This window comes from Pandoraea sp. 64-18 (assembly GCF_001899225.1).
GTDB classification, from domain to species: Bacteria; Pseudomonadota; Gammaproteobacteria; order Burkholderiales; family Burkholderiaceae; genus Pandoraea; species Pandoraea cepalis.
In genome coordinates, this window is record NZ_MKVU01000006.1 from 246,159 (window position 1) to 260,996 (window position 14,838).

Annotated in this window: 11 protein-coding genes and 1 pseudogene; 1 reads left to right on the forward strand and 11 read right to left on the reverse strand. The window is 65.7% G+C overall.

Annotated elements, in window-relative coordinates; all coding sequences use genetic code 11:
- Positions 1 to 70: 70 nt before the first annotated feature.
- The 11 genes and pseudogenes from kdpE to trxA form a co-directional block, all read right to left on the reverse strand.
- Complete coding sequence (kdpE, locus tag BGP02_RS03825) at positions 71 to 781, reverse strand: two-component system response regulator KdpE (protein ID WP_017231396.1); 711 nt, start codon at positions 779 to 781, stop codon at positions 71 to 73.
- Positions 774 to 3,590, reverse strand: coding sequence for a DUF4118 domain-containing protein (locus tag BGP02_RS03830; protein WP_261938408.1), 2,817 nt, complete (start codon positions 3,588 to 3,590; stop codon positions 774 to 776). Before BGP02_RS03830 ends, kdpE begins: the two co-directional genes overlap by 8 nt.
- Before the next feature lie 183 nt (positions 3,591 to 3,773).
- The gene (kdpC, locus tag BGP02_RS03835; RefSeq protein ID WP_017231682.1) at positions 3,774 to 4,358 is read right to left on the reverse strand and encodes a potassium-transporting ATPase subunit KdpC; all 585 of its coding nucleotides are present in this window, start codon (positions 4,356 to 4,358) and stop codon (positions 3,774 to 3,776) included.
- 77 nt (positions 4,359 to 4,435) lie between these two features.
- Positions 4,436 to 6,562 (reverse strand): potassium-transporting ATPase subunit KdpB, encoded by a 2,127-nt coding sequence (gene kdpB, locus BGP02_RS03840; RefSeq protein WP_286797828.1) that lies wholly within the window; start codon positions 6,560 to 6,562, stop codon positions 4,436 to 4,438.
- Between the two features lie 28 nt (positions 6,563 to 6,590).
- Positions 6,591 to 8,396, reverse strand: coding sequence for a potassium-transporting ATPase subunit KdpA (gene kdpA, locus BGP02_RS03845; protein WP_286797830.1), 1,806 nt, complete (start codon positions 8,394 to 8,396; stop codon positions 6,591 to 6,593).
- The gene (gene kdpF / locus BGP02_RS03850) at positions 8,393 to 8,485 is read right to left on the reverse strand and encodes a K(+)-transporting ATPase subunit F (RefSeq protein WP_017231679.1); all 93 of its coding nucleotides are present in this window, start codon (positions 8,483 to 8,485) and stop codon (positions 8,393 to 8,395) included. Before kdpF ends, kdpA begins: the two co-directional genes overlap by 4 nt.
- A 260-nt stretch (positions 8,486 to 8,745) precedes the next feature.
- A pseudogene (locus BGP02_RS03855) lies at positions 8,746 to 8,874 on the reverse strand (amino acid ABC transporter substrate-binding protein); the annotation flags it as partial.
- A gap of 136 nt (positions 8,875 to 9,010) precedes the next feature.
- Positions 9,011 to 9,979, reverse strand: a complete 969-nt coding sequence (locus tag BGP02_RS03860) for an amino acid ABC transporter substrate-binding protein (RefSeq protein ID WP_286797833.1) — start codon at positions 9,977 to 9,979, stop codon at positions 9,011 to 9,013.
- Positions 9,980 to 10,254: 275 nt separating this feature from the next.
- Positions 10,255 to 10,842 carry a P-loop nucleotide/nucleoside kinase family protein gene (locus tag BGP02_RS03865; protein WP_017231676.1) on the reverse strand — a complete coding sequence of 196 codons (588 nt, stop codon included), beginning with the start codon at positions 10,840 to 10,842 and terminating at the stop codon, positions 10,255 to 10,257.
- A complete protein-coding gene (locus tag BGP02_RS03870) occupies positions 10,839 to 11,216 on the reverse strand; it encodes a cupin domain-containing protein (protein ID WP_017231675.1) in 378 nt (125 codons plus the stop codon). Before BGP02_RS03870 ends, BGP02_RS03865 begins: the two co-directional genes overlap by 4 nt.
- A gap of 32 nt (positions 11,217 to 11,248) precedes the next feature.
- Complete coding sequence (gene trxA / locus BGP02_RS03875) at positions 11,249 to 12,100, reverse strand: thioredoxin (protein ID WP_286798169.1); 852 nt, start codon at positions 12,098 to 12,100, stop codon at positions 11,249 to 11,251.
- Between the two features lie 191 nt (positions 12,101 to 12,291).
- Between trxA and BGP02_RS03880 the strand changes: the two genes are divergently transcribed.
- Entirely contained in the window at positions 12,292 to 14,814 is a 2,523-nt protein-coding gene (locus tag BGP02_RS03880; protein WP_286797836.1) for a cation:proton antiporter domain-containing protein, read from the forward strand.
- Positions 14,815 to 14,838 lie beyond the last annotated feature (24 nt).

The window sequence follows — 14,838 nt, forward strand, 5'->3', positions numbered from 1 at the left end:
GCACCGATGCCCAGGCCTCCGGGATCGCACCGCTACGCGAACTCGCCCTTGCGGCATGCTCCGCAAGCACTCAGCCGATGGCGTCGATCTCGAGCCGGTAGCCGACCCCCGTCTCCGTGAGAATGTGTTGCGGCTGTGCCGGATCGACCTCCAGTTTCTGCCGCAGGTGTCCCATGTAGATGCGCAGGTAGTGATGGCTCTCGACGTGCGACGGCCCCCACACCTCCTTGAGCAATTGCCGGTGTGTCAACACGCGCCCCGCATGACGCACCAGCGTGATCAGCAGCCGGTACTCGATCGGTGTCAGATGCACCGGGTCTCCCGCGCGCGTGACCTTGCGTCTCGCCAGATCGATGTGGATGTCGCCGAACGAGAACGCTTCGTCGAGCGTTTCCGAATTGCCGCCACGATGATGACGTCGCAATTGCGCCCGTATCCGCGCGAGCAGTTCCGACACCCCGAACGGTTTGGTGAGGTAGTCGTCCGCACCGACATCGAGCGCCACGACCTTCTCTGCCTCCTCGTTGCGAGCGGACAGCACGATGATCGGCATATCGGTCCAGCTTCGCACTTCGCGAATGACCTCCACGCCGTCGACATCCGGCAGTCCCAGATCGACGATGAGCAGATCCGGCTTGCGCGTAGCGGCCTCGACCATGCCCTGCCGCCCCGTTTCCGCCTCGTGCACGACCATGCCTTCGGCCTCAAGCGAGGTGCGCAAAAACCGGCGGATCTGTCGTTCGTCTTCAATCACCACGACGGTGATGGTCGGTTCACTCATGTTGTTGGGTCGCGTTGGCGTCGGGGGTACGGGATGTCTGCGGCGGGTCGGCGGGCAAATCCGCATGGACGTCTTCCGGGCCCTCCAGACTCTCCGGCGCCATCGGCGGCGTTTCGATCGGCAACGTGAAGATGAAGCGCGCGCCACGACCGTCGGGTCCGTTGGTGGCGTGAATTCTACCGCCGTGCGCTTCCACGATGGCGCGACAGATCGCTAGTCCGAGTCCGATACCGGGCTTGGCCGACTCCTTTTCCCCGCGCATGAATTTCTCGAAGATACGCCCTTCCATGCCCGGGGGCAGACCCGGCCCGTCGTCGCTTACGCTCACTTCGACCTCGTCGCCCTGCACGCATGCGGCGATTTCGATATGCGAGCCCGCGGGCGAATACTTCGCGGCATTCTCCAGCAGGTTGGTGAACAACCGCTCCATCAGCACGGCATCGAAGCGCAGCAACGGCAAGTCGGCCGGCAGCCGCGTGCTCACCTCATGCCCGGCGAGCGATCGGCGGCAGGCGCGCAACGACGTACCCACCACTTCCTCGAGCATCTGCCACTGACGGTTGAGCTGCACGCCGCCCGCTTGCAACTTCGCCATGTCGAGCAGATTGGTCACGAGCCCCGTCATGCGCTGCGCCTCCTCGTGAATGGCCTCGACGAGTTCGGTGCGCAACGGCCCGGGCGTCTGGGCATTGCGGCTCAGCATGCTGGCAAAACCCACGATGGACGTCAATGGTGTTCGCAGATCGTGCGAGATCGCCGAGAGCAGGGAATTGCGTAGCCGCTCGGACTCCATCGTCACCAGTGCATCCTGCGCGATCTCGACGTAATGAACACGCTCGAGCGCGAGCGCGATCTGCGCGGCAAACGTATCGAGCAAACGCTGCTGATCCGGCGTGTCGATGGCGCCGCCGCCCTCCGGCGCCGGGGCGACCACCAGCACCCCCCGCGTGCGCATCGGCGCGCGAAGCGGGAGATAGTAGGCGTCCGACGCGGGCAACGTGTTGGTCCCCCGCCCCGCCGCTTGCTGACGGTCATACACCCACTGGGCGACATCGGTATCGATGTGCGCCGGCATGGTTTCCGACTGCGCGTTCTCGACCGGCTGGCGCACACTGCCCTGGCTGTCGGGTAGCAGCAGCGCCACGCGCGCCTGGAACACTTCGCGCACGTGGCGCGACCCGATTTCCACGATCTGTGGCGTAGTGAGCGCCGCCGCCAGTTCGCGGGCCATGGCGTACACCGCGCCCGTGCGACGCTCGCGCCACGTGGCCAGCCGCGCCTGGAACCGCAAGCTGGTTGTCAGATGGCTGATGACCAGGGCGACGGTGAGCATGACGGCGAACGTCAGCAGGTACTGGGTGTCGGACACCGACAGCGACATCTTCGGTGGCACGAAAAAGAAGTCGAACGCCAGCACCGACAGAAACGACGCGAGCACCCCTGGACCACGCCCAAGCCGCATGGCCGCCACGATCACGCCGAGCAGGTACAACATGGCGATATTGGCCAGATCGAGGAACGACGTGAGTTCCGCCGCGACAAGCGACACGGCGCCGCAGATACCGACGGCCCATGCATAGGCACGCCAGGGCCCGCCCACGAGCCCCAGCTCCGGGGCCGTTTCGAACCAGCCGCGCCAGTCGCCGCGCACCACGCGCTTGTCGGCCACGGCGTCCCCTGCCGCCGGTCCGATCAACACGACGTCCACGCCGCGTGCGCGACGCAAAAGTTGCTCGTGCAGCGGCGTGCGGGCAGTCCACCCGCGCCGTGCGCCGCTCGCGCCCACCACCAATCTCGAGACGTTGCGCATCTGGGCGTAGGCGAGCAGCGTGGTCGCCGCGTCCGCGCCATCGAGCGTGAGCGTTTCGGCGCCCAATTCCTGAGCGAGTTTGAGCGTTGCGTAGGTGCTTTCTCGACGCACCGGCGATTGCCGCAGGATGGCGGGCGTCTCGACATGTACGGCCAGCCAGTCGGCACGCAGGCTCGCGGCGAGCCGCGCGGCCGCGCGGGCGAGCGCCACGCCCTCCGGGCCCGGGCCAATAGCGACGAGCAGCCGCTCACGGGCTTGCCACACCTGGCTGATCGATTGATCGGCGCGGTACTCGCGCATTTGCGCATCGACGCGATCGGCCGTGCGACGCAGCGCCAGTTCGCGCAATGCGATGAGATTGCCCTTGCGGAAGAAGTTGCGCACCGCGCGCTCGGCCTGCGCGGCCATGTACACCTTGCCCTCGCGCATGCGCTCGAGCAGTTCGTCCGGCGGCAGGTCGACCAACTTCACTTCGTCGGCCAGATCGAAGATGCGATCGGGCACCGTCTCCCACACACGAATGCCGGTGATTTGTCCGACCACGTCATTGAGTCGCTCCAGATGCTGCACATTGAGCGTGGTGTACACGTCGATGCCGGCGGCGAGCAATTCCTGCACGTCCTGCCAGCGCTTCAGGTGACGCATGCCCGGCACGTTTGCATGGGCGAGTTCGTCGATCAGCGCCACGGCCGGTTTGCGCGCCAGCATGCCGTCGAGATCGAATTCGCGCAGCACGCGGCCGCGGTAGTCGACCGACTTCTGCGGCAGGACTTCCAGCCCCGCCAGCAAGCGCGCCGTTTCGTCGCGGCCATGCGTCTCCAGCACACCGACCACCACGTCGGTACCCTCCTCGCTGAGCTTGCGCGCCGCCTGTAACATCGCGAACGTCTTGCCCACCCCGGCGGACGCGCCGAAGAAAATCTTCAGCCGGCCACGCTGCTCGCGGGCTTCCTCGCGCTGCAGCTTGCCGAGCAGTTCATCGGGATCAGGGCGTTCCATGCCAGCCATCGAATTCATCCATCAGAAAAGCGAGCGCCTCGCCATCAGGCGAGGCTCGCGTCGATGCATCGGTTGCCCGATGACGTCAAAAGGCGATACGCGCCGGGCGTGCCGCCAATCTACCGCAGGCGGCGAGGCAAGACCAGCCATTCTCCGGTCTGCCTCGCCCGGTGGATACCCATTTCAGACGCTGCCGTGCGTCAGGGCGTCCAACGCGAGGTTCAGCGCCAGAACATTCACCCGGGGCTCTCCGAATATGCCCCACTGACGGCCTTGCGTGTATCGCGCAACCAGCGCGCGCACGGCGTCGGGGGCGAGGCCACGCGCCTTCGCCACGCGCGTGACCTGATACTCGGCGGCCGCCGGGCTGATGGCCGGATCGAGACCGCTGGCCGAGGCCGTGACCAGATCGCCCGGCACCGGCAGGGTTGCGCTCGGATCCGCCGCGCGCAACGCGGCGATGCGTGCCTTTACGGCGTCGGCGAGGGCGGGGTTGAGCGGGCCGAAGTTCGAGCCACCCGAGGACACGCCGTTATTGGGCATCGGCGCGGTGGCCGACAGACGTCCCCAGAAGTACTTCGGTTCATCGAAATTCTGGCCGATCAGCGACGAGCCGACCGCCTTGCCGTCTTTGTAGATGAGGCTGCCGACGGCTTCGCGAGAAAATGCCGCGCGGCCGATGCCGGTCACGACCAGCGGATACACCAGCCCTGTAATGACCGACAGCACGACGAACAAACTGAGCATCGGACGCAAAAGGGATTTCATGACATCGATTCCTTGAAGTTTCAGCAATGTGGCCCGAACGCAAGACCCATCGGCCATTGCGTTCGGGCGCCGCGCGATCAGGCCCAGCCCATCGCGGCAATGAACATGTCGATGACCTTGATGCCGACGAACGGCACCAGGATCCCGCCCAGACCGTAAATCAGAAGATTGCGGCGCAGCAGCGTCGCGGCCCCGACCGGGCGATACTTCACGCCCTTGAGCGCCAGAGGAATCAGCACCACGATGATCAGCGCGTTGAAGATCACGGCCGACAGAATCGCCGACGACGGGCTCGCCAGGCGCATCACGTTGAGCGCATCGAGTTGCGGATACGTCGTGGCAAACGCCGCCGGAATAATCGCGAAGTACTTCGCCACGTCGTTCGCAATCGAGAACGTGGTGAGGCTGCCGCGCGTCATCAGCATCTGCTTGCCGATCTCGACGATCTCGATCAGCTTGGTCGGATTCGAATCCAGGTCGACCATGTTGCCCGCTTCCTTCGCGGCTTGCGTGCCCGAGTTCATCGCCACCGCCACATCCGCCTGGGCAAGCGCCGGGGCGTCGTTCGTGCCGTCGCCGGTCATCGCCACCAGCTTGCCTTCGGCCTGGTACTTGCGAATCGTCGCGAGCTTCGCTTCCGGCGTGGCTTCGGCGAGGAAGTCGTCGACCCCGGCTTCGGCCGCAATGGCTGCCGCCGTCAAACGGTTGTCGCCCGTCACCATCAGCGTCGTGATGCCCATCTGGCGAAGTTCGGCGAAGCGCTCCTTGATGCCGCCCTTGACCACGTCCTTCAGCTCGATCACGCCCAGCGCGCGGGTCCCGAGTGTGTCTTGCTCGGCCACCACCAGGGGCGTGCTGCCGCGACGCGCAATCTCGTCGACCGCGCTGGCCAGCGCCACCGGCCATACGCCGCCGGCCGATTCCACGTAGCGCTTGAGCGCGTCTGCTGCGCCCTTGCGGATCTGCTTGTCCGCAAGGTCCACCCCGCTCATGCGCGTTTGCGCCGAGAACGGGATGAACAGCGCGTGCAGACCGCCCATTTCGCGCTCACGGAGATTGAAACGCTGCTTGGCGAGCACAGCGATGCTGCGCCCTTCGGGCGTCTCGTCGGCCAGCGAGGCGAGTTGCGCGGCGTCGGCCAGCGTGCGCTCGTCCACGCCCGGGGCCGGCACGAATTTCGATGCCTGACGGTTGCCCAGCGTAATCGTGCCGGTCTTGTCGAGCAGCAGCACATCCACGTCGCCCGCGGCTTCCACGGCGCGCCCCGACGTGGCGATCACATTCGCTTGCATCATGCGGCTCATGCCGGCCACGCCGATGGCCGAGAGCAGCCCGCCGATCGTCGTCGGAATCAGACACACCAGCAGCGCGACGAGTACGGTAATCGTGACCGGATGCCCCGCTTGCGTGACGAACACGCTGTAGATCGAATACGGCAGCAGCGTCGCCGTGGCGAGCAGCAGCACCAGCGTAAGCGCGACGAGCAGGATCGTGAGCGCGATTTCATTCGGCGTCTTCTGCCGCTTCGCGCCTTCCACCATGGCGATCATGCGGTCGAGGAATGCCTCGCCCGGGTTGACCGTCACGCGCATGACCAGCCAGTCCGAGAGCACGCGCGTGCCACCGGTGACGGCCGAAAAATCGCCGCCCGACTCACGAATCACGGGCGCGGATTCGCCTGTGATCGCCGATTCGTCGACCGACGCTACGCCTTCCACCACTTCGCCGTCGGCCGGGACCACATCGCCCGCCTCGACCAGCACGAAATCCCCGCGACGCAGACTGGCACTATCGATAACCAGACACTCCGCGTCGCGCCGGGCCGAGCGCAATTGCTTGGCCGGCACGTTCTTCTTGGCCTGGCGCAACGAGGCGGCCTGCGCCTTGCTGCGGCCTTCCGCCAGGGCTTCGGCAAAATTCGCGAACAAGACCGTGAACCACAGCCACAGCGTAATGGCGAGGATGAACGGCGCGCTCGCCTCGGCGTGGCCCGCCACGGCCATGCCGAACAGCACCGTCGTGAGCAGGCTGCCCACGTACACCACGAACATCACCGGGTTTCGGGCTTGCGTGAGCGGATGCAGCTTGCGGAACGAGTCGACAATGGCCGGCTTGACGATCGCGGGGTCGAACATCGACAGTGACGTCGACGTGTGCCCTTTGCCCGCCGGCCGGGTGACGGTATTTCCTGAGGGTTGATTCATGAGTGCCTCGAATGCCTCATTTCAATAATCAATGCGCGCCGATCATCGTCAGATGTTCGGCGACCGGACCGAGTGCGAGCGCGGGCATATACGTCAGCGCGCCCACCAACAGCACCGTACCGAGCAGCAGCACGACGAACAGCGGACCATGCGTAGGCAACGTGCCCGAGGTCGCGGCGATGCGCTTCTTGCGGGCGAGGGCACCGGCAATCGCCAACACCGGCACAATCACCCAGAAGCGGCCGAACCACATCGCGATCGCCAGCGTGCTGTTGTAGAACGGCGTGTTGGCCGACAGCCCGGCAAATGCGCTGCCGTTATTGTTCGCGGCCGAACTATAGGCGTAGAGAATTTCCGAGAAGCCGTGCGTCGCCGGATTCACTACGCCCGCCTGCCCTGCCGGTACCAGCACCGCAAGCGCCGTGCCGAGCAGCACCAGCAGCGGCGTCATGAGCACGGCCACGGCGACCATCTTCATCTCGAACGCTTCGATCTTCTTGCCGAGATACTCCGGCGTGCGGCCGATCATCAGCCCGGCCACGAACACCGCGAGCATCGCGAAGACGAGCATGCCGTACAGGCCCGAGCCCACCCCACCGAAGATCACCTCGCCCAACTGCATCAGCAGCATCGGCACCAGCCCGCCCAGCGGCGTGAGCGAATCGTGCATCGCGTTGACCGCGCCGCACGACGCCGCCGTCGTCACCGTGGCGAAAATGCCCGAGGCCGCGATACCGAAGCGCGTCTCCTTGCCTTCCATGTTGCCGCCTGCCTGCGTGGCGCTCGCTTGCTGATCGACACCGAGCGTCGTCAGCACCGGATTGCCGGCCTGCTCGGCAGAGACCGTGGCCACGGCGGCAATCGAGAACGCAATCGTCATCGCGGCGAGCAGCGCCAGGCCCTGGCGACGATCGCCGACCATGCGTCCGAACATATGACACAGCGCCGCCGGGATCAGGAAGATCGCCAGAATCTGAAGGAAGTTCGACAGCGGCGTCGGGTTCTCGAACGGGTGCGCCGAATTCGCATTGAAGAAGCCGCCACCGTTCGTGCCGAGCATCTTGATCGCTTCCTGCGAGGCGACCGGGCCCATCGGCAGGGTTTGCGTCTGCGTCACGGCGGGCGTTGTCACCGGCTTGCCGGCGGCGTCGAGCTTCGGCTGACCGTCCGGGCCAAGCACCGGATTGTCGTAATGCGTGGCTTGCAGCGTGGTGACATCCTGATAAGCGCTGAAGTTCTGAATCACGCCCTGACTCATGAAAGCCGCTGCAAGCAAGACCGAAAGCGGCACCAGAATGTAGAGCGTAATGCGGGTCATATCGACCCAGAAGTTGCCGATCGTCTGTGCCGTGTGACGGGCAAAGCCGCGAATGAGTGCGACCACCACGGCAATGCCGGTGGCAGCCGACATGAAGTTCTGAACGGCCAGACCGAGCATCTGCGTGAGATAGCTCATGGTCGACTCACCGCTGTAGCCTTGCCAGTTGGTATTGGACACAAAGCTCACGGCCGTATTCATCGACGAGTCCGGGGTAACGGCCCCCAACCCTTGCGGATTGAACGGCAGCCAGACTTGCCAGCGTTGCAGGGCGTAGACCGCCAAGGCGCCGAGCGCGTTGAAGCCGACGAGCGCGATCGCGTACGCGCGCCAGTGCATTTCCTTTTCGGGATCGATGCCACACAGGCGGTAGAGCGCGCGTTCCAGGGGCGCGAACCAGCGGTTCACGCGAGATTCGCCGGCGAGCACGTCGGCCATGAAGCGGCCGAGCGGGCGTGCCAGCACCAGCAGCACGACGAGGAAAACGCCGAGCTGAATCCAGGCGTTGAGCGTCATGCCAGATCCTCCGGCTTGAAGAGCGCGTAGACGAGATAAGCGAGCAGCGCGATCGTGAGTCCGCCGCTCAGCCAATACATGGCGGTCATTGCTGCCCTCCTACCGACGCGCAAAACGCGACAAAGCCGACGGTCGAGGCAGCAAACACCGCGATGACGCCGAGATATAGCCAGTCCATGACAACTCCCTATCGTGTGGCGGCTGGCACGCCACGGACGCGACGCGCCCTTGCATGCGCATGCCAGCCGTGCCTTGAACGATACGGATCGACGCGTAAAGACGGAGATAAAAGGGATAAACGGGGTGTAAACAACGCGTAAAAACAGCGCCCCGACAATGCAAAAAGCCCACCGACAATGACAAAGTCGCCTGGCTTGCGCGCGGTGGCGCGCAGACCGGCGAGCAGCGCGTCGTCCAGGGCGAAGGCTTTGGCGCGGCCGGTTTCCAGCGTCAACATCGACTCGCCGTGATCGCGGGCGGGGAAGAGACGGACCGGGGCCCCTTTCTGCAGCGAGTTGGGTTTATGTCTGAGCGGCGGAAAGGGGCCCCGGTCCGTCGAGGAGGGGCGATATCGCGTCTTGAGGGACGGGGCGCGAGTGGATTCCCGAGGCGAGTCAGCCGCGTGGGGAGGAAGACGCAGCGGAGGTGTCGCGCTCCGGGGCGTGGGTGATGCCATCAGCGCTTGCCCCGTAACGCGCCCCAGCTTCCCAAATCGCGAGCACGTCGGGCGACGGGACGACCCGAAGGACATGCCCGAAAGGCGGCACGGCGGTCTGAAGCGACTCGCGTTGGAGTTGCCGCATGCCGTCGCTGCGGAAGATGTCCGCGAGTGCGGCATCGACACGCGTCTTGAACGCCGGATCGTCCTTGGGCAGCACGAAGGCGTAGTGCTCGGGCTGAGTCGCCAGCGGTGGTCCGACGATACGGAAAGCGTCAGGCGACTTGCTGGTGGCGCGCAGGCCTTCGAGCAGCACGTCGTCGAGCGCGAGCGCTTGGGCGCGATGCTCGCGCAGCATACGAAACGCGTCGTCGTAGTCGCGCGCCATCAAGAGCTGAAATCCTGCCCGCGCGTGCCGGGCGCGCACCAGCCGCTCGGCGGTCGTGCCTTGCACCACGGCCAGCCGCAATCCGCGCATATCGTCGATCGAACGAATCCCGGCGCCCTGCCGAACCATGAGGCGGACATTCGCGGCGTAATACGGCAGACTGAAGGCCACCTGTCGCTCGCGCGCGGCCGTGACGGTCGACGGCGCACAATCGATGTCGATGGCATCCCCCTTGATCAGCGGCCCGCGCATCTGCTCGATCACGCGCACGGCGGTAATACGCAGGTCGGGCATCGCCATCTCGCGTTGCAACGCTTGCACAACGCGTTGGCACAGCGCCCACGCCAGCCCCATTGGCTGATCCTGCGCATCCACATAAGAAAATGGAACCGCCGTTTGCCGATAGCCCAGCACGATGCGTCCGCGTTCGCGAATGCGTGCCATCGTCGGGGAGGCATCTGACATCGAGGCGAGCGCCGAAGCGTCGTCGCCATAGGCCGCCGCCGACTCCGCCAACGACCACGGGATCGCCGCCATATTCACCCGTGGCAGTCCGGGCACAGGCGGCGCGCCTGCGTGCGCCACAATCGGGATAACGACCGCCAACCCGGCCGAAGCCGTCAACGCACGAAGCAAACATGCGCGTAAGCGACCTGCGACACGGGCCGCAGACGATGACAACCAGCAAGGTGGCAGGAACATGATCGAGGCGGGGACAGAGCGAAAAGTGTCCGTACCTTAGCAACGCCCTGCCCCGATCTTCCTCGCGGGAATCCCTTTTCGGACAATTCCCTAGGAACGTATTTCGAATATCAGCGAGTCTGCACCAGCAACGTTTGCAGCAGACGCTCGTCGTCTTCCGCCGTCGGCGCGGTATTGTCGTAGCGCGCCAGCTGCGGGAACGCCTCGGCGGACGGCGAGAACCGGCGCAGCCGGTAATCGTCCCAATGCGCCAGCTTATAAGCGTCGTTCGGATTGCCTCGGCTCACGATGCGCGCCTTCGCATCGGCCTCGCCGAGCTCGACCCAGACCACATGCACGCCCACGTCGTCATCGACACCCAGCCACGCGCGATCGAACAACCGCCCTTCGCGCAACTCGCGCGAGAACGGTCCGACCACCAGCACGTTCACCCCGAGACGAAGATTCTCGCGCGCCGTGTCCAGCAGTCCCGCGTACTCGGGGTCGCGCAACGTCTGCAAATACACTGGACTGTCGCGGTCATTCGGATTGCCCGTCAACGCGCCCATCACCGAAGCACTGTAAGCACCATAAAGCGTGTCTTTATCGAGCAGACAAAACGCTTCCCCACTGCGCGCAATCAGCGGGCCGATCAGGCGCTTCGCCAGCGTCGTCTTGCCCGCCCCGGCGTGACCGCAGAAAAAAATGAGGCGCCTCATGATTGCGCCTTGCGCTCGAACATCACGAAGTGTTTGCGCACCGGTTCGACAACCTCGAACACGCCCTCGAAGCCCGCCGGAATCACACAGGCGTCCCCCGGCCCGAACTCCGACGCGTTGCCGTCGAGGTCGCTGATGCGAATACGTCCTTCGATCACCGAAAAATATTCCTGACGATGCGGACCAAAGGCAATGCGCCACGCGCCGGGTTCGCACGTCCATTCGCCGCAATCGAACTCGCCCAGCGCGTCCGTGTAGAACGGTCGCGTCACCCGTTGCGGATTGCCTTCGAGGCGACGCGCTTGCGCGGGGTGGTCGAAGATGGCTTCACCCGCCTGGGCGGGTGCGAAAGTGATCAGAGCGGGAGCAGTCATCAGCGTGAGGAAAAAATGTCAACAAAGTGGACTCAATTGAGCGCCGCGCTCAGCTTGCGGCGCCACGCGGCCACCGTGGCCGGGTCCGTCTCCGAGAGCGCATCGAAGATGGCCAGCATCGACTTGCGTGCGGCGTCGTCGCCAAACGCGCGGTCGCGCTGCACGATGTCCAGCAACGCCTGCAATGCCGGTTCGTAGGTGCGATCCGCCAGATAGCGGTTGGCAAGATCGAGCCGCGCCTGCAGATTGTCAGGATCCGCTTGCACGCGCGCAAGCAGCGCCTGCGCGGGCGGCAGATGACTCGCCTGCTCGGCGGCGGCAATGCGCGTGTTCAGCGCGGCGATGCGAGCGTCGCCACTGGCCGCCGTGCGCGGCGAGAGCAGCGTCAGCTCCGCGCGCGCGCCGTCGACCTCGCCCATGCCGAGCAGCACGTCGACCAGATCGAGACGCACTTCGTCATGCGCGGGATCCAGCGCCAGCGCGGCTTGCAACGCGTCGCGCGCGACCTCGGGCTTACCTGCCGTCAACGCCTCGCGCGCCACGCGGCGCGCCATCTCCGCCGGATTCGGCACGATCCGATCGATGAACGCGCGCAACTGCCCCTCGGGCAAGGCGCCTACGAACTGGTCGACCGGCTCGCCGTCGACGAAGGCGACCACCGTCGGCAGGCTGCGCACGCCATACTCCGCGCAAAGCTGCGCGTTCTCATCGGCGTTGATCTTCACGAGACGAATGCGACCCTGCGCTTCGGCTTCCAGCTTTTCCAGCAACGGTCCGAGCACGTTGCACGGGCCGCACCACGGCGCCCAAAAATCGGCGAGCACCGGCACTTGATGCGAGACGGCCAGCACGTCGGCATCGAAACTGGCGAGTTGGGTATCGATCATAGGTCCTATCGAGCGTGGTAAATTGCGTGGACGGTGGCCGTCACTCATCGAATGCAGCCGCCCGCTTGACGCATGGTATGCATGGTAATCGCAAAACTGGGCAAATCGGTACGGACGCGCATGCGCGCGCCGGGTTCCCGACCCGGCCGTGCGTCGTCCCACCTGTCGGACGACTTGCAGGGAGGCACATGCACGCAGGCCATGGCACGGCAATTTTCTTCACCCAACTACTCCTCTTGGTCCTTGTCGGCAGATTGCTGGGCGAGGTCATGCAGCGCCTGCGCCAGCCGGCGGTCATGGGGCAGTTGCTGGCCGGCGTGCTGCTCGGCCCGTCCGTCTTCGGCGCTCTGATGCCCGCCTGGCAGCACGCCGTCTTTCCCGATACCGAAGCGCAGAAAAGGATGCTCGACGCGGTCGCCGAACTGGGCGTACTGCTACTGCTGCTGTCCACCGGGCTGGAAACCGATCTGGGCCTCGTTCGCCGCATGAAGCGAATGGCCATCTTCGCGTCGGCCGGCGGCATGGTGGTTCCCTTCGCCTGCGGCTTTGCGCTTGGCTGGCATCTACCCGACGATCTCCTGCCGCATCCCGAGGCCCGGCTGGTCACCTCCCTCTTCCTCGGCACCGCGCTGTCGATCTCGTCCGTCAAAGTCGTGGCGACGGTCATTCGCGAAGTCGACTATCTGCGCCGCAACATCGGCCAGATCATCCTGGCGGCCGCCATTCTCGACGACACCACCGGCTGGATCATCATCGCTGCCATCGCCGGCCTGGGGGCGAGCGGCTCGATCGATCTCGGCCATCTGTCGATCAGCCTGGGGGGCACGTTGCTGTTCATCGTGCTGTGTTTCACCGTGGGCAAACGTGCCGTGGCTGTCGCCATTCGCTGGACCAACGATCGCTTCACCGCCGAGATGCCCGCGCTCAGCGCGATTCTCGTCATCACCTTCGTGCTGGCGCTCGCCACCGACAAGCTCGGCGTGCATACCGCCCTGGGCGCGTTCATGGCCGGCGTCATGATTGGGCAGTCGCCAATTCTCACCGAACAGATCGAGGCACAGCTGCGCGGGTTGATCGTTGCGCTCTTCGCGCCGGTGTTCTTCGGGGTTGCGGGCCTGTCGGTGGATCTGACGATCCTGCTCGACTGGCGCATGCTCGGTCTGGTCGCCGGATTGATCCTGATCGCGAGCGTGGGCAAATTCACCGGCGGCTTCGCTGGCGCGCGCCTGGGCGGCATGTCGTCGGCCGAAGCGCTGGCACTCGCGACCGGCATGAACGCGCGCGGCTCCACCGAGATCATCGTGGCGAGCATCGGGCTTTCGCTGGGCGTGCTCAGCCAGGACCTGTTCACCATGGTCGTCGTCATGGCGCTGATCACCACACTCATCATGCCGCCTGTGCTGCGACGGGCACTCGTGCGCATTCCGCTCTCGGCGCAGGAGAAAGCGCGGCTCGAGAAAGAGGCGGCCGAGGAGAAGGACTTCCTGCCGAACGTCGAACGGATTCTGGCCGCCGTGGACGGCAGCGCCAACGGGCGCTTCGCCGCATGGATCGCCGGGCTGACGGCCGGCGTGCGCGGCACACTGACGACCGTACTCGCCCCATCGCCCACCAAGACGAACGACGGCGCGGCGGCGCGTGACACCCGCGAGCCCTCTGAAGCCTCGGACAAGCCAGCCGGCCAGGACACACCCGCCCACGCGGCCGACGGCGAAAGCGACGGGCGCGACGCCTACGATATCGCGCTCGCGGCCGCCACACTGGCGGCGCCACGCGCGCCCGGCACACCGGGGGTCGAAGACGATTCAGGCGCCGACAAGGCGCGCGAGGCGGCGCGTCTGGTGCTGCGCGAGCGCACGGGCAAGGCGCCGCAGAAGACGCCGGATTTACCGCATGGGCCTGTCAAGGAGAGCGCCGGCAAGGTGCCATCGGCAGACACGTCGAACGATCATGGCGCCCCGAAGCATGACCCGGTGGGTGAAGCGCACGACGACAAGCGCGTGAGCAACGCGACCGAGACAGGCGATTTCGTGGCGAGCGATCCGTCGGACGCGGCGCGCGAGCAGGAAGCATTGCAACCCGACCGCAGCCACGAAGCCAATCGCATTTCCGACGAAATCGCCAAGGGCTACGGCTTCGTGATCGCCGGATTCGACGCCCCGGGCGAGGAGACGGACTCCGACGTCCCGCCGCTGCCCTTGCCCACGGGCGTGCTACCGCTCACCAAGGCGTTCGATGGCGCGATCGGCATCGTGCTGGCCCACGGCGAACATGCGCGCAAGCCCGATGCGCCGCTCAACATCCTCGTGCCCGTATCGGGCACCGACTACTCGCGGCACGCGGCCGAACTCGCGATCACGCTGGCGCGCGCGGCGAACGCGCCCGTCACGGCGCTCCACGTGTCCGCGCGGGTTGCGCCCGGCATGCTGCATCGGCGCTGGCGCCCGCGCGTACTGAAGCCTGACGCCGCCGAAGCCGCCATGATGGAGAACCTGCATGCGCTGGCCAGGCGTAACGGTGTGAAGCTTCGCACCCGTCTGCTCGCCGGCGGCAAGGTCGACGAAGCCGTGCTGCACCAGATCCATCACGGCAAACACAATCTGCTGGTGCTCGGCGTGCAACCCCGCTTCGGCGACCGCCTCAACTTCGGCGCCGTCTCGCACCGTCTGCTGGAAGACCGCCGGTGCTCGGTCATCGTGCTGAGCGCGTGAGGTGGGCCGTGCGGCATTGCCCAC

Excerpts from the sequence above, each read along its gene's own strand:
- kdpE (WP_017231396.1), bottom strand. The coding sequence starts at position 781 with ATGAGTGAACCGACCATCACCGTCGTGGTGATTGAAGACGAACGACAG.
- kdpB (WP_286797828.1), bottom strand. The coding sequence starts at position 6,562 with ATGAATCAACCCTCAGGAAATACCGTCACCCGGCCGGCGGGCAAAGGG.
- kdpA (WP_286797830.1), bottom strand. The coding sequence starts at position 8,396 with ATGACGCTCAACGCCTGGATTCAGCTCGGCGTTTTCCTCGTCGTGCTG.
- BGP02_RS03860 (WP_286797833.1), bottom strand. The coding sequence starts at position 9,979 with ATGGCGGCGATCCCGTGGTCGTTGGCGGAGTCGGCGGCGGCCTATGGC.
- kdpF (WP_017231679.1), bottom strand. The coding sequence starts at position 8,485 with ATGACCGCCATGTATTGGCTGAGCGGCGGACTCACGATCGCGCTGCTC.
- BGP02_RS03880 (WP_286797836.1), top strand. The coding sequence starts at position 12,292 with ATGCACGCAGGCCATGGCACGGCAATTTTCTTCACCCAACTACTCCTC.
- BGP02_RS03865 (WP_017231676.1), bottom strand. The coding sequence starts at position 10,842 with ATGAGGCGCCTCATTTTTTTCTGCGGTCACGCCGGGGCGGGCAAGACG.
- BGP02_RS03830 (WP_261938408.1), bottom strand. The coding sequence starts at position 3,590 with ATGGAACGCCCTGATCCCGATGAACTGCTCGGCAAGCTGCAGCGCGAG.
- BGP02_RS03870 (WP_017231675.1), bottom strand. The coding sequence starts at position 11,216 with ATGACTGCTCCCGCTCTGATCACTTTCGCACCCGCCCAGGCGGGTGAA.
- kdpC (WP_017231682.1), bottom strand. The coding sequence starts at position 4,358 with ATGAAATCCCTTTTGCGTCCGATGCTCAGTTTGTTCGTCGTGCTGTCG.